This window comes from Streptomyces sp. NPDC093510, from assembly GCF_040683555.1.
Lineage (GTDB): Bacteria > Actinomycetota > Actinomycetes > Streptomycetales > Streptomycetaceae > Streptomyces.
On the sequence record NZ_JBFBEE010000025.1, the window covers coordinates 18,663 to 42,711 of the forward strand.

21 protein-coding genes and 1 pseudogene are annotated in these 24,049 nt (G+C 72.4%); 8 read left to right on the plus strand and 14 right to left on the minus strand.

Annotated elements, in window-relative coordinates; all coding sequences use genetic code 11:
- Nucleotides 1-33: 33 nt before the first annotated feature.
- The 5 genes from AB0N81_RS32350 to AB0N81_RS32370 all read right to left on the minus strand — a co-directional run bounded on the left by AB0N81_RS32350 (nucleotide 34) and on the right by AB0N81_RS32370 (nucleotide 4,249).
- Nucleotides 34-621, minus strand: coding sequence for a CGNR zinc finger domain-containing protein (locus AB0N81_RS32350; protein WP_365364632.1), 588 nt, complete (start codon nucleotides 619-621; stop codon nucleotides 34-36).
- A gap of 142 nt (nucleotides 622-763) precedes the next feature.
- The gene (locus AB0N81_RS32355) at nucleotides 764-1,939 is read right to left on the minus strand and encodes a 12-oxophytodienoate reductase (protein WP_365364634.1); all 1,176 of its coding nucleotides are present in this window, start codon (nucleotides 1,937-1,939) and stop codon (nucleotides 764-766) included.
- A gap of 95 nt (nucleotides 1,940-2,034) precedes the next feature.
- Nucleotides 2,035-3,090 carry an LLM class flavin-dependent oxidoreductase gene (locus AB0N81_RS32360; protein ID WP_365364636.1) on the minus strand — a complete coding sequence of 352 codons (1,056 nt, stop codon included), beginning with the start codon at nucleotides 3,088-3,090 and terminating at the stop codon, nucleotides 2,035-2,037.
- Complete coding sequence (locus AB0N81_RS32365; RefSeq protein ID WP_365364638.1) at nucleotides 3,090-3,635, minus strand: SRPBCC family protein; 546 nt, start codon at nucleotides 3,633-3,635, stop codon at nucleotides 3,090-3,092. Before AB0N81_RS32365 ends, AB0N81_RS32360 begins: the two co-directional genes overlap by 1 nt.
- Nucleotides 3,636-3,751: 116 nt before the next feature.
- Nucleotides 3,752-4,249 (minus strand): helix-turn-helix domain-containing protein, encoded by a 498-nt coding sequence (locus tag AB0N81_RS32370; RefSeq protein ID WP_365364640.1) that lies wholly within the window; start codon nucleotides 4,247-4,249, stop codon nucleotides 3,752-3,754.
- A gap of 178 nt (nucleotides 4,250-4,427) precedes the next feature.
- On the opposite strand from AB0N81_RS32370, the gene AB0N81_RS32375 reads away from it, so the two are divergent.
- The gene (locus tag AB0N81_RS32375) at nucleotides 4,428-5,297 is read left to right on the plus strand and encodes a MoxR family ATPase (protein ID WP_365364642.1); all 870 of its coding nucleotides are present in this window, start codon (nucleotides 4,428-4,430) and stop codon (nucleotides 5,295-5,297) included.
- On the plus strand, nucleotides 5,294-6,706 hold the full coding sequence (locus AB0N81_RS32380) for a VWA domain-containing protein (protein WP_365364644.1): 1,413 nt from the start codon (nucleotides 5,294-5,296) through the stop codon (nucleotides 6,704-6,706). Before AB0N81_RS32375 ends, AB0N81_RS32380 begins: the two co-directional genes overlap by 4 nt.
- On the opposite strand, the gene AB0N81_RS32385 is transcribed toward AB0N81_RS32380, so the two are convergent.
- Nucleotides 6,672-7,640, minus strand: a complete 969-nt coding sequence (locus AB0N81_RS32385; protein WP_365364646.1) for a tellurite resistance/C4-dicarboxylate transporter family protein — start codon at nucleotides 7,638-7,640, stop codon at nucleotides 6,672-6,674. The genes AB0N81_RS32380 and AB0N81_RS32385 overlap by 35 nt on opposite strands.
- 159 nt (nucleotides 7,641-7,799) lie before the next feature.
- Here AB0N81_RS32385 and AB0N81_RS32390 point away from each other — a divergent pair, with 159 nt between their 5' ends.
- The 3 genes from AB0N81_RS32390 to AB0N81_RS32400 all read left to right on the plus strand — a co-directional run bounded on the left by AB0N81_RS32390 (nucleotide 7,800) and on the right by AB0N81_RS32400 (nucleotide 12,879).
- On the plus strand, nucleotides 7,800-9,113 hold the full coding sequence (locus AB0N81_RS32390) for an ATP-grasp domain-containing protein (RefSeq protein WP_365364648.1): 1,314 nt from the start codon (nucleotides 7,800-7,802) through the stop codon (nucleotides 9,111-9,113).
- Between the two features lie 72 nt (nucleotides 9,114-9,185).
- Nucleotides 9,186-11,210, plus strand: a complete 2,025-nt coding sequence (locus AB0N81_RS32395; protein WP_365364650.1) for a CocE/NonD family hydrolase — start codon at nucleotides 9,186-9,188, stop codon at nucleotides 11,208-11,210.
- Between the two features lie 118 nt (nucleotides 11,211-11,328).
- Complete coding sequence (locus AB0N81_RS32400) at nucleotides 11,329-12,879, plus strand: FAD-dependent oxidoreductase (RefSeq protein WP_365364652.1); 1,551 nt, start codon at nucleotides 11,329-11,331, stop codon at nucleotides 12,877-12,879.
- Here the strand turns inward: AB0N81_RS32400 and AB0N81_RS32405 are convergent.
- The 7 genes from AB0N81_RS32405 to AB0N81_RS32435 all read right to left on the minus strand — a co-directional run bounded on the left by AB0N81_RS32405 (nucleotide 12,874) and on the right by AB0N81_RS32435 (nucleotide 20,973).
- Nucleotides 12,874-14,097 carry a carboxylesterase family protein gene (locus AB0N81_RS32405; protein WP_365364654.1) on the minus strand — a complete coding sequence of 408 codons (1,224 nt, stop codon included), beginning with the start codon at nucleotides 14,095-14,097 and terminating at the stop codon, nucleotides 12,874-12,876. The genes AB0N81_RS32400 and AB0N81_RS32405 overlap by 6 nt on opposite strands.
- Nucleotides 14,098-14,188: 91 nt before the next feature.
- Nucleotides 14,189-15,157: a sensor histidine kinase gene (locus AB0N81_RS32410; RefSeq protein WP_365364656.1), complete on the minus strand. Its 969-nt coding sequence runs from the start codon at nucleotides 15,155-15,157 to the stop codon at nucleotides 14,189-14,191.
- Nucleotides 15,154-16,047: an MEDS domain-containing protein gene (locus tag AB0N81_RS32415; protein ID WP_365364797.1), complete on the minus strand. Its 894-nt coding sequence runs from the start codon at nucleotides 16,045-16,047 to the stop codon at nucleotides 15,154-15,156. Before AB0N81_RS32415 ends, AB0N81_RS32410 begins: the two co-directional genes overlap by 4 nt.
- Before the next feature lie 58 nt (nucleotides 16,048-16,105).
- Nucleotides 16,106-17,308, minus strand: coding sequence for an XdhC/CoxI family protein (locus AB0N81_RS32420; protein ID WP_365364658.1), 1,203 nt, complete (start codon nucleotides 17,306-17,308; stop codon nucleotides 16,106-16,108).
- Nucleotides 17,301-19,445 (minus strand): xanthine dehydrogenase family protein molybdopterin-binding subunit, encoded by a 2,145-nt coding sequence (locus tag AB0N81_RS32425; protein WP_365364660.1) that lies wholly within the window; start codon nucleotides 19,443-19,445, stop codon nucleotides 17,301-17,303. Before AB0N81_RS32425 ends, AB0N81_RS32420 begins: the two co-directional genes overlap by 8 nt.
- Nucleotides 19,442-20,434, minus strand: coding sequence for a xanthine dehydrogenase family protein subunit M (locus tag AB0N81_RS32430; RefSeq protein ID WP_365364662.1), 993 nt, complete (start codon nucleotides 20,432-20,434; stop codon nucleotides 19,442-19,444). Before AB0N81_RS32430 ends, AB0N81_RS32425 begins: the two co-directional genes overlap by 4 nt.
- Nucleotides 20,431-20,973: a 2Fe-2S iron-sulfur cluster-binding protein gene (locus AB0N81_RS32435; RefSeq protein ID WP_365364664.1), complete on the minus strand. Its 543-nt coding sequence runs from the start codon at nucleotides 20,971-20,973 to the stop codon at nucleotides 20,431-20,433. The genes AB0N81_RS32430 and AB0N81_RS32435 overlap by 4 nt, the downstream gene beginning before the upstream one ends.
- 237 nt (nucleotides 20,974-21,210) lie before the next feature.
- On the opposite strand from AB0N81_RS32435, the gene AB0N81_RS32440 reads away from it, so the two are divergent.
- The gene (locus AB0N81_RS32440) at nucleotides 21,211-21,816 is read left to right on the plus strand and encodes a TetR/AcrR family transcriptional regulator (RefSeq protein ID WP_365364666.1); all 606 of its coding nucleotides are present in this window, start codon (nucleotides 21,211-21,213) and stop codon (nucleotides 21,814-21,816) included.
- Here AB0N81_RS32440 and AB0N81_RS32445 read toward each other — a convergent pair.
- Nucleotides 21,752-22,551, minus strand: a pseudogene (locus AB0N81_RS32445) (DUF3626 domain-containing protein). The gene AB0N81_RS32440 and the pseudogene AB0N81_RS32445 sit on opposite strands and share 65 nt — an antisense overlap.
- Before the next feature lie 211 nt (nucleotides 22,552-22,762).
- On the opposite strand from AB0N81_RS32445, the gene AB0N81_RS32450 reads away from it, so the two are divergent.
- Both AB0N81_RS32450 and AB0N81_RS32455 read left to right on the plus strand, forming a co-directional pair.
- Nucleotides 22,763-23,458, plus strand: a complete 696-nt coding sequence (locus AB0N81_RS32450; protein WP_365364668.1) for a type 1 glutamine amidotransferase domain-containing protein — start codon at nucleotides 22,763-22,765, stop codon at nucleotides 23,456-23,458.
- A 3-nt stretch (nucleotides 23,459-23,461) separates the two neighbouring features.
- The gene (locus AB0N81_RS32455; RefSeq protein WP_365364670.1) at nucleotides 23,462-24,046 is read left to right on the plus strand and encodes a TetR/AcrR family transcriptional regulator; all 585 of its coding nucleotides are present in this window, start codon (nucleotides 23,462-23,464) and stop codon (nucleotides 24,044-24,046) included.
- The last annotated feature ends 3 nt before the right edge of the window (nucleotides 24,047-24,049 follow it).

Here is a 24,049-nt window from a genome sequence, read left to right on the forward strand (position 1 = left end):
CCTGACCCCGCACGACTCCTGATCCCGTCGGGCCTACCGCTCCCGCTGCCGGGCGCGGTAGGCCCGCAGGTTCGCCGCGTTGCCGCACGTCCTGACGTCGTGCCAGACGCCGCTGTTGTTGCGGGAGCGGTCGTAGAAGGCGACGCGGCAGAGCGGGTTGCGGCAGGTCTTCAGGCGTCGGCCGGTGTCCGCAAGCTGCCCCTCGTACACCGCCGCGAGAACCAGTGCGACGAGTCGGCGCCAGCCGCCGCCCTCGGGTTCGAGACGTACGACGCCGTCCTCGCCGAGCCGCAGCGCCGCCGCGGCGGAGTGCTCAGGGACCGGTGGCGGGTCCCCGGCCTCGCCGCGCGTTCCCCGTGCGGCGGCCTCCCGCAGACCGTCGCGGAACGCCCGCAGCTCCGGCAGCGCCGCGGTGTCCAGGACCACGCGCGGCGCGGGCCGCCCGGTGACGGCCGCCCACTCGCCGCACGCCCCCTCCGCCCACACCTGGGCGTCGACCGCGTCGGCGAGCAAGTCGGCACCCGCGGGCCCCGCCGACACGGTGTTGAGCAGGTCCTGGACGAGTCCGAGACCGCCGGGCGCGGGCTCCAGGCGGTACCGGCCGGTCGCCGACCAGGTCATCGTGGCTCACCTTCCGGGTGTGTACAGGGAAACCCCGTCCCATCGGGCTCATCGGGGCGCTCCACTCTTTCACGCCGGTCTCTTTCAGGCCGACCGGGCAGCGCTGTCCCCCCGCCGCCGGGCCTCGCAACCGCCCCCGGTGTCACACCAGGGCACTCAACACGGCGGCGTCGTACGGCACCGCTTCGTCGAGGCGGCCGGTGAGCGCCTTCGTGGGCCACTCGGGGTCGGCGACGAGCGCGCGGGCGACGGCGACAAGGTCGAACTCGTCGCGTTCCATCCGGTCGAGGAGCGGGCCGATGCCGGCGACGCCGGATCGCTGCGTACGCCCCGGCGCGCCCGCGAACTGCTGGGTGAGGCCGACCGAGCCGACGGTGACCGAGGGCCTGCCGGTGAGCTTCTTCGTCCAGCCCGCGAGGTTCAGGTCGCTGCCCTCGAACTCGGGGAGCCAGTAGCGTCGCGTCGAGGCGTGGAAGGCGTCCGCGCCCGCCTCGGCCAGCGGGGTCAGGAGCGACTCCAGCTCTCGCGGCCGTTCGGCGATCCGCGCGTCGTAGTGGTCGGTCTTCCACTGCGAGAGGCGGAACAGGACCGGGAATCCGGGCGATACCGCCGCCCGCACCGCGGCGACGATCTCGGCGGCGAACCGGGCCCGGGACGCGGGATCGCCGCCGTAGGCGTCGGTGCGGGTGTTGGTGCCGTGCCACAGGAAGTTGTCGATCAAGTAGCCGTGGGCGCCGTGCAGTTCGACGCCGTCGAAGCCGATGCGTTCGGCGGCGGCCGCGGCTTCGGCGAAGGCGCGGACGACCGCGTCGATGTCGTCGAGGGTCATGGCCCTGCCGTGCGCACGCCCGTCGAGGTCGATTCCGGACGGGCTCTCCGCGGGGACGCCGTGCGGCTGCCCGGCACCGGTCCGCAGCACGCCCGTGTGCCACAGCTGGGGCATGATCCGGCCGCCCGCCGCGTGGACCCGCTCGGCCACCGCCGCCCAGCCGGCCAGGGCCCGCTCGCCGTGGAAGTGCGGCACGCCGTCGTACGCGGCGGCCGCGTCCCGCCGCACATACGTGCCCTCCGTGACGATCAGACCTGCGCCGCCCGCCGCGCGCCGCGCGTAGTACGCGGCGACGTCCTCGCCCGGCACGCCGTCCGGCGAGAAGCGCCGGGTCACCGCGGCCATCGCGATGCGGTTGCGCAGCGTCAGGTCGCCGAGGGCGAGGGGCCGACCCAACAGGCGTGCGGCGCGCGACGCCTGCGGATCGGGGGCACCCCCGGCGCCGCTCGCACCAGTCGCACCACTCACGCCACTGTTCACGGATTCCATGGCAGGTTCCTCTGCTCTTGTGCTCTTGCGTACGAGAACTACGACAGAAGCGTAACCCCTTTACCTCTGTCATTCTCACTCCCCCTTCCCTCTGCCTATGCCTCCGCCTCCGTCTCCCGTACGAGTTCGATCGCCCGGCCGAGCGTGGTGAGCCGTGCGTCGAGCGTGTCGCCCGCCGGATAGAGGCGGACCGTGTCGACGCCCGCGGCGCGCCAGACCCGCAGCCGTTCGCGCACCATCTCCTCGGTGCCGATCAGGGTGGTCGCGAGAACCATCTCGTCGCTCACGAGTCCGGCCGCGCCGTCCCGGTCGCCCGCCTGCCAGCGCTCGCGGATCTCGGCAGCGACCTCGGCCCACCCCTGCCTGCTGTAGGCGCCGTTGTAGAAGTTGGTGGTGGCGGAGCCCATCCCGCCGAGGCTGAAGGCGAGTTCCTTCTTGCGCCCCGCGACCATCGCGCGCAGCGCGTCCTCGTCGTCCGCGAACGCCACTTCCGCGCCCTGACAGATGTCGAGGTCGGCGCGGGTGCGGCCGGCCGCAGCGAGGCCCTCGTCCAGATGGTCGAAGTAGGCCCCCTTGGCGCCTTCCGGCACGAAGCTGGTGCCGAGCCAGCCGTCCGCGACCTCCCCCGTCAGGCGGAGCATCTTCGGGGAGAGGGTGGCGAGGTAGACCGGCAGGTCGTGTTCTGCGCGCAGGGACAGGCGCATGGGCCGGGCGTCGCCGCCGGGCAGCGGGACGGTGAACTCCCGCCCCTGGTACGTGATCTTCTCGCCCGAGGCAGCCCGCCGGACGATGTCCACGGTCTCCCGCATCCGGGAGAGCGGTCGCGCGAACGGCACGCCGTGCAGCCCTTCGATCACCTGCGGCCCCGAAGGTCCGAGCCCCAGCAGGAAACGCCCTTCGGAGATGTGCGAGAGCGTGAGGGCCGCCCGTGCGATGGCGACCGGGCTGCGGGTGGCGAGCTGGATGATCCCCGAGCCGAGCAGCATCCGTTCGGTGCGGGCCGCCAGGTAGCCGAGCGGGGAGGGCGCTTCGGAGCCCCAGGCCTCGGCGACCCAGCAGATGTCCATGCCCAGCTTCTCGGCCTCGGTGACGAAGTCGACCGTCTCCCGCCAGTCCGCCCCGGACGCCTCGACCGTCGTCGACGTACGCATCAGGCACGCACCCCTTCCACGGTCGCCGTGCCTGCCGTGCCTTCGGCCAGCGCCCTGATCGCGTCGACCGTGGCGGTCATGCTCCGCTCGAACTCCCTCAGCCGTACGAACACGATCTTCTGCTCCTTGTCCGGCATCCGCTCGATCGCGTGGCTGAGCCCCGAGCGGCCGGGGCCCATCCGCATCCACTGGGTGAGGAGCGTGCCTCCGTCGTCCTGCGCCGTGAGAGCGAACCTCCAGAGGGCGCTGGGGTGTTCGGGGTCGCTCACCGCCCACGCGAACTCACGCGGCGCCTCGCACGCCACGACGTACGACGTGGTGTCCCACTCCCCCAGCGACTCGTGCCTGCTGCGCCCGGTGAACCGCGCGCCGAGCGCGGGGCCGGTCGCCCCGTCCAGCCAGGCGACGGACTGCAGCTCCCCGCTCAGCGCGGGCAACAGGCCGATGTCGGAGACGAGCTCCCACACCCGTTCCGGCGACGCGGCGATCCGTCCGCGCACCTCGACCGTCGGCCCGTCCGCGTAACGCGCACCTGTCCACTCCATCGAAGACCGCCCTCCAAATCGTCTCTGACCACGAGAGTTGCGTAGATGAACTCACTCGTCAAGGGTCGGACGCAGCCGTGGGCACGCCGAGGAGCGCACCAGGGGACGCGGCGCCTTCAGCGGCTGAACCGCTCCTGTACGTCGGGGCGTTCGGCGAGGCGGGGCGGATAGCCGGGGCCGAGGCGGGGGCTCGTGTCGGCGGCCGTCATCGGTTCCTTGCAGGCGGCGCAGACGACCTCGGCGTGGCTGTCGTGGCCACAGCGGTCGTGGTGGAAGACGACCGGAGCGCCCTCCTCACCGCTCAGCCAGCGGTCGCCCCAGCTGTTCATGGCGGCGAGGACACCGAAGAAGTCCCGGCCCTTCTCGGTGAGCACGTAGTCGTATCGCACCGGGTCGTGCTGGTAGGCCCGCTTCTCCAGGAGGCCCTCGTCGACGAGGCGGCGCAGCCGGTCGGTGAGGGTGTTGCGGGCGATGCCCAGCTCCCGCTGGAAGGCGTCGAAGCGCTTGATGCCGTAGAACGCCTCGCGCAGGACGAGCGGCGTCCACCAGTCGCCGAGCAGATCCATCGTGCGGGCGATGGAGCACGGCCAGTTCGCAAAGGAAGTCCGCCTCATGACGCCAGCATACGAAGGTCTCACCATGAGACCCAGCAGAGAGGAACCGCTTCCGGGGGCGTGACGTTCGACGCAAACGGCGCCCGTCTGTTGTCGCCGGGCGCCGAGAGCTGATCAGGTACGAGGACCGGGACCCGGGCGGGGCACCGGTCGGGCCGAGCAGTCAGGAGAACACCCCATGACGACCGGATACTTCACCTCCGTCGACGACGTCTCGGCACGCCTGGCCACAACCGGCTATCTGGCATCCCCCGCCGTCGCCACGACCGTCTTCCTGGCGGACAGGCTCGGCAAGCCGCTGCTCGTGGAGGGCCCCGCCGGTGTCGGCAAGACGGAGCTGGCGAAAGCCGTCGCCGAGGTCGCGGGGGCACGGCTCGTACGCCTGCAGTGCTACGAGGGCGTGGACGAGTCGCGCGCGCTGTACGAGTGGAACCACGCCAAGCAGCTCCTCCGCATCACGGCGGGCCGCGACGAGTCGTGGGACGAGACGCGCACCGACATCTTCAGCGAGGAGTTCCTGCTCTCGCGCCCGCTGCTCACCGCGATCCGCGGCGACGAGCCGAAGGTCCTCCTGATCGACGAGACGGACAAGGCCGACGTCGAGGTCGAGGGTCTGCTCCTCGAGGTCCTCAGCGACTTCCAGGTCACGGTGCCGGAGCTGGGCACGATCAGCGCGGAGCGCCGCCCGTTCGTCGTCCTCACCTCCAACGCGAGCCGCGAGCTGTCCGAGGCGCTGCGCCGACGCTGTCTGTTCCTCCACATCGGCTTCCCCGAGGAGGAGTTGGAGCGCCGGATCGTCCGGATGAAGGTGCCCGGACTCGACGAGGCGCTCGCCGCGTCGCTGGTGCGGGTGGTCGGCGCGCTGCGCGCGATGGATCTGCGGAAGGTGCCGTCGGTCGCGGAGACCATCGACTGGGCCCGCACGCTGCTCGCACTCGGCGCCGGCACGCTGGACGAGACCGTCGTACGGGACAGCCTCGGCGTCGTCCTCAAGCACCAGGACGACGTGCTGAAGGCCGCCGCCAAGCTGGACCTGGACGCCGTGTGACGGCCCCGCAGGACGAGGGCGGCGTCACCGGCCGTCTCACCGGGCTGGTCGGCACGCTCCGCTCGCACGGGCTGCGCATCGGCCCCGGCGAGACCGTCGACGCCGCGGCCGCCCTGGAGGCACTCGGCCTCACCGACCGGGAGCGGATCAGGGAAGGGCTCGCCGCCGCGCTCCTCCACCAGGAGAGCCAGCGCGCGGTCTTCGACCCGGTCTTCGACCTGTACTTTCCGCTCGGCGTCGGCGCCCCGGACGGGCGCGGCGACCACGCCCGCGAGGACGGCGGTGACGCCGACCGGAACGCGCTGCGCGAACGTCTCGTCGCCGCGCTCGCCGCGAACGACCAGGCGCTCCTCGGCCGGTTGGCGGCCGAGGCGGTGGACGGCTTCGGCGGGTACGGCTCCTCCTCGTCCGGCACGGACGGCTATTCGTCGTACCAGACACTGAGCCGGCTGAGGCCGGAGACGCTGCTCACGCGTGTCCTCGCCGCCCTCCGCGCCGGCTCCACCGGGCAGGAGACCGGCGGGGCCGCGTTCACGGACCGCCTCGACGCCGACGAGATCCGACGCCGCATAGAGGGGTTCCGCGAGCGCGTCCGCACGGAGGCCCGCCGCCGGGTCGCCGAGCGGCGCGGCACCGAGGAGATCGCCCGCCGAGCCGTGGCGACCACCGCCGACCGCGTCGATTTCCTCCTGGCGGGCCGCGCGCACCTGGACGAACTCCGCCGGGCGGTGCATCCATTGGCGCGCAGGCTCGCGACCCGTCTTGCCGCGCGCCGCAGGCGGGCCGCGCACGGCACCATCGACCTGCGGCGCACCCTGCGCGGTTCCCTGTCGACGGGCGGGGTGCCGATGCGGCCCGTGCTGCGCCGACGCCGCCCCGCGCGCCCCGAACTGGTCCTGCTGTGCGATGTGTCGGGTTCGGTGGCCGGTTTCGCGAACTTCACGATGCTGCTGGTCCAGGCGTTGCACGACCAGTTCAGCAAGGTGCGTGTGTTCGCCTTCGTCAACCGCGTGGACGAGGTGACGGACCTGGTCTCGCGCGGCGCCGCCGACCCGGGGGGCCTCGGGGCCCGGATTCTCGGGCAGGCCACGGTGACGGGCTGGCACGGGAGCAGCGACTACGGCACCTCCTTGGGCGAGTTCGCCGAGCGTTTCCTCGACGTGGTCGGCCCCCGCTCGACGGTCTTCGTCCTCGGCGACGCCCGGACGAACATGAGCGACCCGAACCTTCCCGCGCTGCGGCAGATCGCCGGCCGGGCCCGTCAGGTGTACTGGCTCAACCCGGAAGGGCGCTCGCAGTGGTCGGCCGGGGACTCGGCGGCGTACGCGTACGCCGAGCTGGTCGAGATGCACGAGTGCCGCAACGCGCGCCAGCTCAGCGCTCTGATCGCCCGGCTGCTGCCTGTCTGACCATCCCCGCGAACGCGCACAGCCAGGCGGCCACCGCGACCCACAGCAGCACCCGGCCCGGTGGTGCGAGCCAGGAGATGTCCGCCGCCGCGCTCACGGAGAGCGTCGCGACCGCCGTCATGCCCATCGGGAAGACCGTGGCCCATCGGCGCACGTCGTAGCGCGGACGCGGCCAGCGCGCCTCGGCGAGGAGCAGGACGAGGTACCACGCGAGGTCCAGCGCGAGGACGATCAGCGTCGCCGTGCGCAGGGTGTCGTGCCAGGCCCCCGTGAACAGGGGCGAGGCGACGAGCTTGGCGCCGGCGAGCGCCGAGATTGCCAGGGCGCCGCCCGCCACCCACTGGTCGCCCGCCCCCGTCCGCACGTTCGCGAGGTCGAACCGGGCGAAGGCCGCCGCGTACAGCACCAGACCCAGGCAGAAGAACACGAGTGCGACAGCGGAGAGACCGCGCGCGGGCAGGGCGGCGGCGAGGGTGCCGCACAGCACCGCGATCCCCTGGGTCGCGACGCAGACGAGGAAGACCGCGCCCGGCATGCGGTGCCCCCAGTGACGTAGGACCGCGGGCAGCAGAACCGGCCAGAGGACGGCCGCGACCACCAGGAGCGTCACGGCGAGCGGCTGCCGGCCCAGGAGCGACAGGCGGGTGCCCAGCACACAGGTCGCGGCGACTGCGGTGAGCGCGGGCGGCGTGTCCGCCTCCGCCTCCCAGCGCGAGCGCTGTCGCGTCAGCCGGACCGTGAAGTCCGCGGCGAGCGCGGTCCAGGCGACCGCGGCCAGCGTCAGTGCCGCGCGGGAGAGCGTCTCGTGGCCGAGGAGGTGCAGGCCCACGGAGATGATCCCGGTGGCCATCACCGCGGAACCGGCCGCGGGCGGCAGCCCCGTCCACCAGGCGGTGAAGTGCGCTTCGCGCCGCGTCGGCGGGCCAGGAGTCATGGCCCGAGCATCGGTGACGCGGCACGGACACGCCGACCGGGCCGCGTCGCTCGGCGTGCCGCCGGGACCGGCGGGCCTGGATCACCTCCCGCGTCCCTGACGTGTGCCTTTTCGACGTCCGGGTACCCGGACGCTCCAACGACGACTGGAGGAGAATCCGTGGCTGCACCCCACAAGAACGTCTTTGTGCTCGGTCTGGACGAAGCCAATCTGCCCACCCTGAACAGCGTTCCCGACGCGGCGCACTACCGCTTCCACCCCCTGCTCACCGTCGAGGAGCTGCAGGGCGGCGAGGTCTCCGTGCCGGAACTGCTCGACAAGGCCCAGGGCATCCTCGACTCGTTCGACGGCAGCATCGACGCGATCGTGGGCTACTGGGACTTTCCCGTCAGCACCCTCGTGGCGATGCTCGGTGACCGGTACGGCACGCGCAGCACCAGCCTGGAGTCGGTCGTCAAGTGCGAGCACAAGTACTGGAGCCGGCTGGAGCAGCAGAAGGTCATCGACGAGCATCCGCGCTTCGGCCGGGTGGATCTGGACGCGGACGAACCGCGGCCGCCCGAGGGCGTGCGGTTCCCGATGTGGCTCAAGCCCGCGCTCTCGTATTCCTCCGAGCTGGCGTACAGCGTCAAGGACCAGGACGAGTTCCGTGAGGCCTGCGCCAGGATCAAGGAGGGGATCAGCCGGGTCGGGCGCCCCTTCGAGTACATACTCCAGCAGCTCGATCTGCCCCCGGAGATGGACGGGGTCGGCGCCCAGGTCTGCCTCGCCGAGGAGGCGATCTCGGGCGTCCAGGTCGCCGTGGAGGGCTACGTGCACCGGGGCGAGGTCACCGTCTACGGCGTCCTCGACTCCATCAACTACCCCGACTCCTCCTGCTTCCTGCGGCACCAGTACCCGTCCGGCCTGCCGGAGCCCGTGATACGGCGGCTGCACGACGTGTCGGAGCGGGTGATCCGGCAGATCGGCATGGACGCGGCGACGTTCAGCATCGAGTACTTCTACGACCCGAGCACGGACGCCATCAACCTCCTGGAGATCAATCCGCGGCACTCCCAGTCGCACGCGGAGCTCTTCGCGTACGTGGACGGCGTTCCCAACCACCACTGCATGGTCAGCCTCGCCTTCGACGAGGACCCGGCGCTCCCCTACCGCGAGGGCCCGTACGCGTCGGCCGCCAAGTGGTACTACCGGTGGTTCGCCGACGGCGTCTCTTACCAGGTGCCGACGCCCGAGGAGATCGAGCGGATCGAGAGCGAGAACCCCGGTGTACGCGTCGACGTTCTCGCCGAGGAGGGCAGGAAGCTGTCGGAGGTCACCGATCAGGACAGCTACAGCTACGAGCTGGCCCACATCAGCACCGGTGGCGACGACGAACAGGACCTGCGCCGCAAGTACGACCGGTGCGTGGCCGCGCTGGGGCTCGCCTTCGACGACACCGAGCCCGGCGGCCGCGACCTCACCAACGACTAACCGCAGAACCGAACCACCCCGCACCACCCGCCGGCCCCGGCGGGAAAGCAACCGAGAGGACGGCCCCGCCCCATGCGTTACGTGGGCAATCTCCCGTACGCCACAAAAGAGGAAGAACACGTCGTCATCCCGATGTCCGACGGCGTCCGGCTGTCGGCCCGCATCTGGCGCCCCACGTCCTCGGACGACAACCCCGTGCCGGCGATCCTCGAGTACATCCCGTACCGGAAGCGCGACCTGAGCTCGCAGCGCGACTCGATCCACCACCCCTACATCGCGGGGCACGGATACGCGTGCGTGCGCGTCGATCTGCGCGGCACCGGTGAGTCCGAGGGCGTGCTCACGGACGAGTACCTGGAGCAGGAGCAGACCGACGCCGAGGAAGTGCTCGCCTGGCTGGCGGAGCAGCCGTGGTGCGACGGCGCCACCGGCATGATGGGCATCTCCTGGGGGGCGTTCGCCGCCCTTCAGGTCGCCGCCCGCCGGCCGGAGAGCCTCAAGGCGATCGTCATCTCGTCGTTCACGGACGACCGCTACGCCGACGACATGCACTACATGGGCGGCGCGATGCTGTCGGACAACCTCGCCGAGGCGGGCACCATGTTCGCCTACGCCACCTGTCCCCCGGACCCGGCGGTGGTCGGCGACCGCTGGCGCGAGATGTGGCACGAGCGTCTCGACCACGCCCGGCCATGGGTCCTCGAATGGCTGCGCCACCAGCGTCGCGACACGTACTGGAAGCACGCCTCGGTGTGCGAGAACTACCAGGACGTACGCTGCCCCGTCCTCGCCTCAAGCGGCTGGGCGGACGGCTACTCCAACGCCGTGACCCGGCTGCTCGGGCACCTGGACGTACCCCGGAAGGGCCTCATCGGCCCCTGGTCGCACAAGTATCCCCACCTGGGCGAGCCCGGCCCCGCCATCGGCTATCTGCAAGAGGTCGTGCGCTGGTGGGACCACTGGCTCAAGGGCGAGGACAACGGCGTGATGGAGGGCCCGATGCTGCGGGCCTGGATGCAGGAGAGCGTGCCGCCCTCCACCTCGTACGAGGAGCGTCCCGGGCGCTGGGTCGGCGAACCCGACTGGCCCTCGCCGCACATCGAGCAGGTGAGCCACCCGCTGGCGCGGCACCGCATCCTGACGGCGGGCGAGGCGGACCCGGGCGAGGCCATGACCGTGCAGTCCCCGCTCTCCGTGGGCCAGTTCGCCGGCAAGTGGGCCTCCTACAACGCGCCGCCGGACCTGCCGTACGACCAGCGCGAGGAGGACGGCGGGTCGCTCGTCTTCGACTCGCCCGAGCTCACCGAGACCGTGGAGATCCTCGGCTCGCCCTCGGTCGACCTCGATCTGTCGGTCAGCGAACCGGTGGCCACGGTCGCCGCGCGCCTCTCCGACGTCGCGCCCGACGGGCGCGCCACGCGGGTCACCTACGGCGTGCTCAACCTGACCCGCAGGGACGGCACGGGCGAGCCCGAACCGCTCGAACCGGGCCGCCGCTACCGCGCGACCCTCCAGCTCAACGGCGTCGCCCAGTCGTTCCCGCCGGGCCACCGGATCCGGCTCTCCCTGTCGACGTCCTACTGGCCTCTGGCCTGGCCTCCGCCGCGTCCGGTGCTGCTCAGCGTGTACGAGGGGTCGAGCGCGCTGCGCCTGCCGGTGCGCCCGAAGGCTGAGCCGGACAACGCGCCCCAGCGGCCCTTCGGCGAACCCGAGGGCACCCCGCCGCTCGCCACCACCCAGCTGACGCCCCCGGAGCAGCGCTGGGACGTCAAGCGCGACCTGATCGGGTACGACTCCTCCCTGGAGATCGTCAAGGACCGCGGCACCGTGCGCTACGACGAGATCGGCCTCGACGTCGGCTGCCGGGCCTACGAGCGGTACACCGCGACCGGCGACGACTTCACCTCGGTGGCCGGTGAGTCCGACTGGACGATGCGGTTCCGGCGGACCGACTGGGACGTCAGCGTGCGGACCCGCACGGTGCTGCGGTGCGACGAGGACCACTTCTTCGTCGACGCGACCGTGGACGGCTACGAGGGCGAACGCCGCGTCTTCTCCCGCACATGGAACGAGACGCTGCCACGAGACTGGCTCTGACCTGCGGCCGGGCCCGGGCGGCGGCGCGGCGGCAGGGTTTGGCGCACGGGCCGGGGGAGACTCGCACCACGGACGCCGAGACCTTGGAGACCGTCATGTACACCGTCACGGAAGCCGCATGAACGCGCAGACGCCCGGCCCGCTGCCGGGCCGCCCGGAGTCGTACTGGATGGAGACCAGCGCGTCGACGTCCTACCCGCCCCTGGCAGAGGACATCGAGGTGGACGTCGCCGTGGTCGGCGGCGGCGTCGCGGGGCTGAGCACCGCGTGGGAACTGGCCCGTGACGGGCGGTCGGTCGCCGTCCTGGAGGCCGACCGCATCGCGGCCGGCGTCACGGGCAACACGACCGCCAAGCTCACCGCCCTGCACTCCCTCGTCTACGAGCGGCTGCGCCGCACACGCGGGCCGGAAGGCGCCCGCCTGTACGCGGAGTCGCAGCAGCGGGCGGTGGAGCACGTGGCGTCGGTCTGTGCCGAGCTCGGCGTCGACTGCGACCTGGAACGCGCGCCTGCCTTCACCTACACGACCCGCGCCGACCGCACCGACGAGCTGCGGGCCGAGGCCGCCGCGGCCCGGGAGGCCGGTCTCGCCGCCACGTACACGGAGGAGACCGGCCTGCCCTTCCCCGTGGCGGGCGCGGTGCGCGTCGAGGACCAGGCCCAGTTCCACCCCCGCTCCTATCTGCTCGCGCTCGCCGACGACCTGCGCGCGCGGGGCGGTGTCATCCACGAGCGGACCCGGATCACCGGCCTGCGCGACGGTTCGCCGTGCACCGTGACCTCCGAGTCCGGGCACACGGTCACCGCGCGGGCCGTCGTCATCGCCACCCACTACCCGGTCTTCGACCGCGCCCTGCTGTTCGCCCGCCTCTCCCCCCGGCGCGAACTCGTGGTCGCCGCTCCCCTGGCGCCCGGCCAGGACCCGGGCGGCATGTACATCACGCAGGAGGAGGGCAAGCGCTCGGTGCGCACCGCGCCGTACGGAGGTGACGGCGGGCGGCTCCTCATCGTCACGGGTGACAGCTTCACGCCGGGCACAGGCGACGCCGCCGCCGGGTTCGTGGCCCTGGACACGTGGATGCGGGAACGCTTCGACGTCGGGGAGACTGCCTACCGGTGGGCGGCCCAGGACAACGACGTCACCGACAGCGTCCCGATGGTCGGCCCCTTCCACCCCGGCGCCCGGCACACCTATGTGGCGACCGGGTTCGGCGGCTGGGGCATGAGCGGCGGCGTCATGGCGGGACAACTGCTCGCCAAGTTGATCGGCGGGGAGAAGTCGCCGTGGGCCGAGCTGTACGACCCGCGCCGCCTGTGGAGCACCGTGCGGGAGATGCCCTCCCTGCTGAGCCAACAGGCGGAGGTGGCACGGCACTTCATCGGTGACAGGCTTCGCACGACCCACGTCGACTCCGTGGACGACATCCCCGCGGGAGCCGGGGCGGTGGTCCGCGTCGAAGGACGGCGCTGCGCCGTCCACCGAGACAAGAGCGGCGCCCTGCACGCCGTGTCCGCACGCTGCACCCACCTCGGCTGCCTGGTCGCCTTCAACGCGGCGGAGACGACATGGGAGTGCCCCTGCCACGGCTCCCGCTTCGCCACCGACGGCTCGGTCCTCCAGGGACCCGCCACCCGGCCCCTGGAGCCCCGGCGGCTGCCCGGCTCATGAGGGGCCGGAAGTCGGCCCGTCGGCCAGGGGTGCGGGCAGGTCGCCCGGCGTGCCCGTGCGGGCGAAGGTGAGCCACGCGGACCGCAGGGCCCTGCCGAGCCGGTCGGTCTCCTCCCACGGCGTCCCGCCCAGCATCGGCGCCGACCGCCAGGCGTCGCGGGTGCCGAAGAGCAGGGGCAGTTCGAGGCAGTGGGTGGCGCCGAACGGCGAACCGGCGGGGCGCCAGTCGAGACGGTACGAGTGCACCCGGGCACCGGCCAGGGCCAGGCGCTCGCCGTAGCGGGAGAGCGGCTCCTCGTACACCTCGCGGGTGCGCACCGCCGGGTCGTCGCCCTCGCTGCGGAAGGCGGTCATGTCGTCCGCGTTCCAGCCGTACAGCACGTCGAGTCCTCGTACGTTCTCGTCGAACGAGGCGTCCGGGGACGGGGTGGTGCCGACGCCTTCCACCGGGATGAAGGCGGGCTCCATCCGGCGACCGGCCGTCCGCAGATGGAACATCGCCGTCTCCTGCTGTGCCGCCAGGATCGAGGGAACAGCGGCCGTGCGCGGGTCTTCTCCGAGTGTCTCGGCGAAGTGCCGGCCCAGTGCGAGGGACTCCTTGTGGGGGCGTCCTGTGATCTCCAGTGGGGCGCTCTGCAGGACCGCCCTGCGGAAGAGGCCGCGCGCTTCGGGGAGTTCCATCAGGAGGCGGGCGGAGACGGCGCCGGCGGACTGTCCGATCAGCGTGACGTTCGCGGGGTCGCCGCCGTACGCGGCGATGTGCGCGCGGACCCAGCGCAACGCCTCCACCTGGTCGTACAGGCCGAGGTTGCCCTCGCTCACGCCATCGAGAAAGAGGTAACCCAGCGCGCCGAGGCGGTAGTTGACGCTGACGACGACCACGTCGCCCTCGGCGGCGAGGACTCCCCCGTCGTACCAGTCCATGAGGCCCGCGCCGGTGCTGAACCCGCCGCCGTGCAGCCACACGAGGACCGGCCTGGCTCCCGCGTCGCGGGCCGGCGTGGCGATCGCCAGGTTGAGGCAGTCCTCGCCCTGGGGGTGGCTGTCGCCGGGCGGGCCCATGATGAAGTCGAGCCTCGACGGCGGCTGCGGGCAGATCTCGCCGCCGGAAGGACGAGGGTCCCGCACCGGTCGGGGGCGGGCGAAGCGTTCGGCGGTGGCGTAGCGGATCGGTCCCGTACGGATCACGTCCGTACGGGACGGCGTCATGTCGGTCATGCTCCCGCACCTTCCGTGGTGATTACACTCAACCCGGCGAAGTCTCCTTCACCGGGGCGAGCGGCGCCACCCCGTCCGGCCGGGACGCCGTTCAGCGGTGGAAGTACATCCGTACGACCGACCCGTCGGCACCGAGGCGTTCGCTGACCAGGTCGCTCAACTGGCGTACGACCCACAGGCCGTGGCCTCCCGATCCGTACGGGTCGGGAGGGACATGTCCCAGATAGCCCGCGTCGCGCGCCGCGACGGCGGGGAGCCCGCCCCCGCCGTCGGCGACCTCGCAGACGACCCAGTCGCAGTCGCTCCACAACCGCAGCACGCCCCGGCCGCCACCGAAGCGGACGGCGTTGACCACCGCCTCGTGCACGGCCGCTGTCATGTCGCGCGCGCGGTCGTCGGTGAGCCCGCAGCGCCGGGCGTACTCGGCCACGGCGATCCGGACCGCCACCGACTCGCCGCGGACGAAGGAGACCGCGCGGGGCGCCTCGCCTGGTGCGACCGCGTCGGATGACCGGCGCGCGAGTTCGTCGCACTCGGCGTAGAAGGCGGCCGGGTCCGCGTACCGGTCACTGAGGGCCGGGCCCTCGGCCGGGAGCACCTCGGGGTGGGTGCGCCGGGCGTCGGCGACGACGCCTTCGGGCAGGACACGGGCGTCGTAGGGGCAGACGACCCAGTGGCCCGAGTCGGCGAACGCCACGTTGATCAGCGATTCGTACCGCGTCCATTCCCGGGTCTCGAAGGCGGTCCGGCCCAACCACACCGGTTCGCCGATGATGCGGACGCGTCGCGTGCCGCCCTCCTCGTGCTCCGTGCAGTAGTCGTTGTACCGGCCCAGGGTGCGCGACGGGAAGTGGTACCAGTCCAGGGCGTCGACGAAGTCGACCTCCCGTGCGGCGCCGCCGAGCACGTCCCGCAGCAGGGCGATGTTGTCGCGGCGGACGACGGCGAGCACCGCGTCACCGGCCGCGAGTCCGTCCCGGACGAACCCTGCCGTGCCGGACAGGAACTCCTCGTCCGTGGCATAGCACAGCGCCTGATGGACGAAGCCGGTCCGCTTCATGACTCCTCGTGCCCCTTTCCCATGTCCAGGCCGGGGATACGGTCCCAGCCGGTGGCGCTCAGGACCCGGCGCACATGCGGGGCCACGCCGTCGAGGACCAGACCGCCGCCCAGCGCGTACAGGCCGAGGCCCGTGAAGACGAACAGGCGCAGCGCGCACACGTCGATGAAGGTGAGCTCACGCAGGTCGAGGCGGGTGCGGTGCGGGTCGTCCGCCCGGTCGGCGGCCCGCTCCGTCTCGTCGCGCAGGGCGCGGGCCACCGCGGTGTAGTTGCTGTCGTCGACCTCGCCGCACAGGGCGAGGCCGGGCGGCGTGAACGTCCGGGTGATGCGCAGCAGTTCGTCCTGCCACACGTCGTCGGCGACCACCCTGGCCTGGTGCAGGGCGTCGAGCGCGACCAGGTCGCCGGGGCCGAAGAGGCGGCGGTCGTACTGGCACAGGCCGAGCACGGGCAGCGTCGCGAAGACGGGGTCCAGGCGCCGTTCGGCGTCGCAGAGCGCCTGGGGCGACTCGGTGTCCCGGTGCGGCGCCACCTCGAAGGCGACCCGCAGCCCCAGGAACCCGTCGGACGCGGCGGCGTCGGCCTCGCGGCGCACCAGGCCGGCGAGGTCCCGCAGCCCGCCGGGCGTGCTCGGCAGGGAGTTCGTGCGCAGTCTCCCCGCGGCCAGCGCGCCCGGCACGTCGCAACCGTGGCGCCGCAGGAAACCGAGCAGGGCGGACGGCGGCTCCTCGGCCGAGGTCAGGAGCAGTCCTCGTTGACCGCAGGCCAGGGCGTCCAGGAGGTACGCGGCGAGCACCGCCTCGCGTTCCTCGTCCGTCCGGTACCCGAGGAAGAGATGATCCCCCGGCCGCATCTGCCCGACGGCTCGCAGGGCCGGCGCGGTGTCCATCTTCACGCACCCCCTCCGCACAGCGTCCGCCGCGCCGCTACTCGGTGTGGCTGGACAGTTACACGGTACGCACCCGGAGCGCCCTCCGTGACGGCCCTTGGTGATCCGCTCCCTGCCGGGCGCCGATCGGCCCTTCGTGGTGGATCGGCGTCCGGGAGCCCGTCAGCGGAAGGCCCGTGCCGCCCTGTCGCGCGGCGACGATCTCCGCCGCGATGGACAGGGCGGTCTCCTCGGGGGTGCGGGCCCCGAGGTCGAGGCCGATCGGTGAGCGGAGCGCGGTCAGCTGGTCCTCGGTGACGCCCTCTTCACGCAGTCGGCGGTTGCGGTCCTCGTGGGTGCGGCGCGAGCCCATCGCGCCGACGTACGCGACGGGCAGGCGCAGTGCCGCCGCGAGGAGCGGCACGTCGAACTTGGCGTCGTGGGTGAGCACGCACAGGACGGTGCGGCCGTCGGTGACGGTGCTCCGGAGGTAGCGGTGCGGCCACTCGACCACGATGTCGTCGGCCTCCGGGAAGCGGGCCCGGGTGGCGAAGACGGGGCGGGCGTCGCAGACCGTCACGTGGTAGCCGAGGAACTTTCCCGCGCGGACCAGGGCCGCCGCGAAGTCCACGGCCCCGAAGACGATCATGCGGGGCGGTGGCTGGCTCGACTCCACGAGGACCGTCACGGCGCTGCCGCAGCGCGTCCCGCTCTCGGAGACGACGAACTCGCCGGTGCGGCCGGCCGCGAGCAGGGCTCGGCTCTCCCCCGCCGCCGTGCGGTCCAGCTCCGGGTGCCCGCCGAGGGTTCCTTCGTACGTATTCTCCTTCTCCTCCTCGCCCTTCGGGGTCACCAGGAGCGGTCTGCCGAGGAGTTCGGCCGGGCCCTTGTACACGCGGGCCAGGGCCACCGCCTCGCCGCGGGCGGCGGCGGACAGGGCGGCGGCGAAAACCGCCCTGTCCGGCGCGTCCACGGCCACCGGGGTGACGAGGACCTCGATGATCCCGCCGCAGGTCAGCCCGACCGCGAAGGCGTCCTCGTCGCTGTAGCCGAACCGCTCGACGACGGCTTCGCCGTCCTGGAGGGCCTGGACGCACAGGTCGTAGACCGCCGCCTCCACGCAGCCGCCGGAGACCGAGCCGATGACGGTTTCCCCGCCGTCGACGGCCATCGCGGCGCCGGGACCGCGCGGTGCGCTGCCGCCGACGCTCACGACGGTGGCGACGGCGAAGTCCCGGCCCTCCGCGGCCCATCGGTTCAGGTCGTCGGCGATGTCAAGCACGGAGCGCGGTCCCTGCCGACAGGACGCGGTCGGGGCGGATCGGGAGGGACCGGTGGCGGACGCCCGTCGCGTGCCGGACCGCGTTGGCGACCGCCGCCGCGGCGCCCACGATCCCGATCTCACCGACGCCCTTGATGCCCACCGGGTCGTCCGCGTCGGGGTCGGCCACCCAGTCCGCCTCGATGTCCGGCACGTCGGCGTGCGTGGCGACGTGATAGCCCGCGAGGTCGGGGCCCACGAGGCCGCCCGACACCGTGTCCCGGACCGCCTCCTCGTGCAGCGCCATGGACAGGCCCCAGGTCATGCCGCCGATCAGCTGGCTGCGTGCGGTGAGGGGGTTGACGATCCGGCCCGCGGCGAAGATGCCGAGCATCCGCCGCACGCGCACCTCGCCGGTGGTGACGTCCACGGCGACTTCGGCGAACTGCGCGCCGAAGGCGTGCCGTTCCTTCTGTGTGAGTGCGCCGATGGCCTCACTCGTGTCCGACCGTGCGGTGATGCCCTCCGGCGGAATGGTGCCGCCGGGGACCAGCTTCTCCCGCAGCTCGCGCGCCGCGAGCGTGATCGCCCAGCCCCAGGACCGGGTGCCCATGGAGCCACCCGCGATCATCGCGGGCCCGAAGTCGCTGTCGCCGATGTGGACGCGGACCCGGTCGGGTGTGACCTCCAGGGCGTCCGCGGCGATCAGCGTGAGCGCGGTCCGCGCGCCGGTGCCGATGTCCGACGCGGTGATGCGCACGGTGAAGGTCCCGTCGGCCTCCGCCGTCACACCCGCCGTGCTCGGTGCGACGAGCACGGGGAAAGCGGCGGCGGCCGTGCCGGTGCCGAGCAGCCAGCGCCCTTCGCGGCGCACGCCGGGACGCGGATCGCGGTCCGCCCAGCCGAACCTGCGGGCGCCCTCGTCGAAGCAGGCCAGCAGGTTGCGGCTGCTGAAGGGCAGGCCGGAGACGGGGCCGACGTCCGGTTCGTTGCGGGCCCGCAGGGCGATGGGGTCCATGCCGAGCTTCTCCGCGAGTTCGTCGAGTGCCGACTCCACCGCGAAGGAGCCGGGCGCCTCGCCAGGGGCCCGCACCCAGGTCGGTGTCGGCACGTCGAGGCGGACGACGCGGTTGACGGTGTGGTGCGCGTCGGCGGCGTACATCGGACGCCCGAACCCGGCGCTCGGCTCGACGAACTCATGGACGGTCGACGACAGGCTCTGTCCCTGGTGGTCGAAGGCGAGCAGCCGGCCGTCCGGTTCGGCGCCGAGCCGGACGCGTTGTGTGGTCGGGCTGCGGTAGCCGACGAGCGAGAACATCTGGCGGCGCGTCATGACGACCCGGACGGGCCGGTCGAGGGTGGTCGCCGCCATCACGGCGAAGACCTGGTGGACCCGCAGCCCCTTGGACCCGAAGGCACCGCCGACGTGCTCGGACCGCACCCGCACCGAGGCCGGGTCGAGGGAGAACAGCTTCGTCAGCTCGTCCGCGACCCAGGTGCTGCCCTGGTTGGAGTCGACGAGCTCCAGGCGGCCGTTGTCCCAGCGGGCGGTGGCGGCGTGCGGCTCCATCGAGCTGTGGTGCTCTTCGGGCGTGCTGTACTCGGCGTCCACGACGTGGGCGGAGGCGGCGAGCCGGGACTCCAGGTCGCCCTTCTCCGTGCGCATCCCGTCGACGTCCGGCGTGTACGTGCCCGGGCGTCCGGCGGTGAACTCGACGTCGTGCGGCTCCCGGTCGTAGTGGACCACCAGCGCCTCGGCGGCCTCTCTGGCCTGCTCGGGCGTCTCGGCGACGACCAGCGCGACCGGCCATCCCATGAAGGGCACCCGGTCGTGCTGGAAGGCCTCGACGATCGGGTCGGGCCTGCCGAGCATGCCCACGTAGTCCGCGTCGACACGCGGCGCGTTCCCGTGGTGCAGCACGGTGAGGACGCCGGGCATCGCGAGGACGGGCGCGGTGTCGATCGAACGGATGCGGCCGCGGGCGATCGTGGACAGCGCCATCCAGCCGTGGGCGAGGTCGGCGAAGGGGATCTCTCCTGCGTAGCGGGCCGCGCCGGTGACCTTGTCGCGGCCCTCGACGCGGGTGTGCGCGGTACCGACGGCGCCGGTCGCGGCTGTGGTCGCCGCAGTCGTCGTGGTCGTCGTGGTCGTCGTCATCGCGTCGCCTCCTCGGTGAGTTCGGTCAGCTGGGCCACGACGAGGTTGCGTGTCAGCGTCACCTTGTAGCCGTTGTGGGGCAGCGCGCGGGCGGCGGCGAGTTCGGCGTCGGCCGCGGCGGCGAAGGCCTCGGCGGTGGCGGGGCCGCCGGTCAGCAGCCGCTCGGCCGCCCTGGCCCGCCACGGCCGGGACGCGACCGCGCCGATGCCGATGCGCACGTCCCGTACGACACCGTCCCGTACGTCGAGGGCCGCGGCGATGGAGCCGATGGCGAACGCGTAGGAGGCGCGCTCGCGCACCTTGCGGTAGCGGGAGACGGCCGCGACCGGGGCGGGCGGCAGGGTCACGCCGGTGATCAGCGCGCCGGACGGCAGCGCGGTCTCCAGGTGCGGGGTGTCGCCCACGGGCAGATAGAACTCGGCGAACGGCGACTCGCCCGGCCCGTCGGCCGATTCGTAGTGGACGACGGCGTCGAAGGCGGCGAGCGCCACGCCCATGTCGGACGGGTGCACGGCCACGCAGTGCTCGGTGGCGCCGAGGATCGCGTGGTTGTGGTGCACGCCCTCGATGGCGGAGCAGCCGGTACCCGGCTCGCGTTTGTTGCAGGGCTTGGTCAGGTCGGTGAAGTAGCCGCAGCGGGTGCGCTGCAGGAGGTTCCCGCCGACCGTCGCCATGTTGCGGAGCTGGCCGGATGCGCCCGCGAGGACGGCCTGTGCCAGCGCCGGGTAGCGGCGGCGCACGTCGGGGTGGGCGGCGAGGTCGCTGTTGGTGACGGTCGCGCCGATGCGCAGCCCGCCGTCCTCGGTGGTCTCGATCCGGTCCAGGGGCAGTTCGCGTACGTCGACGAGGAGCGCGGGCCGCTCCACGCCGGTCTTCATCAGATCCACGAGGTTGGTGCCGCCACCGAGGTAGCGGGCGTCGGGGTCGGTGCCGAGCACGGCGACCGCGCCGGGCACGTCGTACACGCGCTGATAGCCGAAGTCCCTCATGCGGCACCTTCCTCTGCGCGGGCCGCCTTGGCGACGGCCTGCACGATCGACACGTACGCGCCGCAGCGGCAGAGGTTGCCGCTCATCCGCTCGCGGATCTCCTCGGCGGTGAGCTCGGGCACGCCGGCCTCCGGGCGCACGTCGGTGGTGGCGGCGCTCGGCCACCCCGCCGCGTGCTCCTCCAGCACACCGAGCGCGGAACATATCTGCCCCGGGGTGCAGTAACCGCACTGGTAGCCGTCGAGGTCGAGGAAGGCCTGCTGCACGGGGTGCAGCCGGTCGCCGTCCGCGACGCCTTCGATGGTCGTGATCTCACGCCCTTCGGCGGCGACCGCGAGCTGCAGACAGGAGACGGCACGGCGGCCGTCGATCAGTACGGTGCAGGCCCCGCACTGGCCTTGGTCGCAGCCCTTCTTGGTGCCTGTCATGTCGAGTCGCTCGCGCAGCGCGTCGAGCAGCGTCGTGCGGTGGTCGACGGTCAGTGTGTGCTTCTCGCCGTTGATGTTCAGGGTGAGGGCACTGGACGTCGATGGAGCCATGAGCAGCCTTCTTTCGCGAATCGCGTCGAACGAGGCGGTCCCGGCGGGAAAGTACGGGAGAAAATGGCGCTGTACAGGGAGGAAGAGCCTGCCGCTCCGACAGCGGGGGGTCCCCAGCGGTCTGGACTGCCGCTATGGTGACCCTAAGCGGACAGCCGTCCGTTAATCGTCGAACTTAGCGGACAGTTGTCCGCTAAGCAAGGCTCAACTGGACCCTGATGCGCGGGAGGAGGGCGAATGGGCCGGCACAAGGACGCGCCCCTGCGCTCGGACGCGCAGCGCAACCGCGAGCGGATCCTCGAAGTCGCCCTGGCGGAGCTGACGCTCGCGAGCGACGCGCCGCTCAGCGTGATCGCGAAGAAGGCGGGCGTCGGACAGGGCACGTTCTACCGCAACTTCCCCAACCGCGAGTCGCTCGTCCTCGAGGTGTACCGCTACGAGGTCCAGCAGGTCTCCGACGCGGCCTGTCAGCTGCTGGAGACCCGCGCCCCGGACCGGGCCCTGCGGGAGTGGATGGACCGCCTCGTGCGGTACGCGATGGCCAAGGCGGGCCTCGCCGATGCGATACGCAAGGCCACGAGCGCGCTCGGCAGCCTGGCCGGGGTGGGTCCTGGCCCGCTGACCGAGGCCGTCACGCTCCTGCTGAGGGCGAACGAGGAAGCGGGCACCATCCGGCCGGGGGTCACCCCCGACGACTTCCTGCTCGCCATCGCCGGCCTCTGGCACATCGACCCGCACAGCGACTGGGAGTCACGGGCCGGCCGCCTCATGGACCTCGTCATGGACGGTCTGCGAGCCGGTGCGCCCGGCCGAAACGCGCCAGGCAGTGCCACACCTTCTTGACCGCCTGGGGGTCGTGCCGCCCTGCACGTGACGCGTCCCCGACGATTCGGGGGTCGAGTACGCCGTCGACCGCGATCCGCGCGCCCAGGTCGACGTACGCCTGACCGCGGTAGCCGGGATGACGGCGCAGCTCCTCGACCGGGAGCCGGAACCCGGGGTGCCACTCCACGGGGCAGCCGAGACGCAGCGCCGCCGCTTCGACATCCGTGCCTCGGTAGGAGGGGTCCAGAACCAGCGCCTCCACATGGTGCCGGGGCCGCACCGGTCCGTGCACCTGCGCCTCTATGTAGTCGTCGAGTGCGTCCTGGCGTTCGGCGAGGGCCAGCTCGATGAGTCCCATGCGAGCCGGAAGTGGGCGGAGCCGAACCGCGGGGCTCCACCGACCGGATCGCGGCGGAAGTTCAGCGCCCCATAGACCGGCCGCTCCTGGGCAGGTGCTTCGTCGTACGCCCCGTCGAAGATCCGGCTCTCCCAGCGCCACCGGTCGCCGCCGGGATGTGCGGTCAGTCCACCGTTGCTGGTTCCCGTGACGAACTGCGAGCGGTAGACACCGTCCTCGGCCATGGCGTCCAGGATCGGCTTGCCGTGCACCAGGCGGTCCGGATGGAAGTTGAGCGTCACCCGCAGCATCGGGTCCACCGGCGGGCCCGCCGCCAGCTCCGCGACGTGGCGAAGGGCGCGTTCCCGCGCCGCCTCGGACACTGCTGACGACACCTGGGACGCTGTGAGATCCATGCGCACAGTGTTCACCGAGTCGATCAGCCGGAACAGCGAATTTCCGCCCGTCCGGCCTTCGCCTCCGACCGTCGCCGCATGACATCGGTTTCCTGATACCTCCCATCGGTTTCCTCATTGGATACCTATGCCCGGACGATTTACCGTCGGAGACATCACCGCGCTGACGGTCTGAGTCCAGAACGTCAGCCCGTCCATCGGAAGGCACCGCATGTCGAAGATCCTGTTCGTAGTCACCGGCGTCGATCACTGGACGCTGGCCGACGACACCCGCCATCCGACCGGCTTCTGGGCCGAGGAGGCCGTCGCGCCGTACGAGGCGTTCAAGGCCGCGGGTCACGAGGTCGTCGTCGCCACCCCGGGCGGCGTCGTCCCCACCGTCGACCGCGGCTCCCTCGCCCCCGAGGTCAACGGCGGCCGGGAAGGTGCCGACAAGGTCGCCGCCTCGCTCGCCGCCTTCACCGAGCTCCTGCACCCCATCGAGCTGGCGGACGTGCGGCTCGACGACTACGCCGCCGTCTTCTACCCCGGCGGTCACGGCCCCATGGAGGACCTCGCCGTCGACGCCGGGTCCGGCCGCCTGCTCACCCTCGCCCTGGAGACGGGCAAGCCGCTCGGCATCGTGTGCCACGCCCCGGCCGCACTCCTGGCGGCCGTGTCCGCCGACGGCACCCCCTCCTTCGCGGGCTACCGCCTCACCGGCTTCACCAACGCCGAGGAGACCCAGGCCGGCCTCGCCGACCGCGCCGAGTGGCTGCTCCAGGACCGTCTCGTCCAGGGCGGCGCCGACTTCCAGGAGGGCGAGCCCTGGGCCCCGCACGTGGTCGTCGACCGCAACCTGGTCACCGGCCAGAACCCGGCGTCCTCCGCCCCGCTCGCCGACGAGCTGCTCAAGAAGCTGGCCTGAACCATGGGCACCGACCGGCTCGAAGAGGTCCTCGACGCCGCCTACGACTGCCTGAAGCGGTACGGCGTACGACGCACCACGATGGACGACATCGCCACCGCCATGGGCGTGTCCCGGTCGGCCGTCTACCAGTACGTCCGCGGCAAGGACGACGCCTTCGTCAGGCTCGCGGGACGCCTCCACGAACAGGCGCTCCTGCGGGCCCATGAGGCCGCCACCGCCGATGCCCCGTACGCGGACCGGCTGCACGGCGTCCTGGCCGCCAAGCTCGACCTGGTGCTCCAGCTCGCCGGTGACTCCCCGCACGCCGCTGAGCTGACCGACGAGAAGACCCGCCTGTTCGGCGACATCTGCACCTCGTTCACCGCGGACCTGCGCTCCCTGCTGACCGGACTGTTCGCCGAGGCGGGCACGGTGGCGGGGGTCGGGCCCGCGCGGGCCGCCGACATCTGCATCGCCCTGGTCGTCGGCCTGGAGTCCGCGCCCGACGCCCGGGACCTGCTGCCGCAGGCCACCGGCGCCCTCGCGGCCGGCCTGCTCGGCACACCCCCCGCCCCACCGGAAACTCTGTACAGCACCACCCTTTGAGGA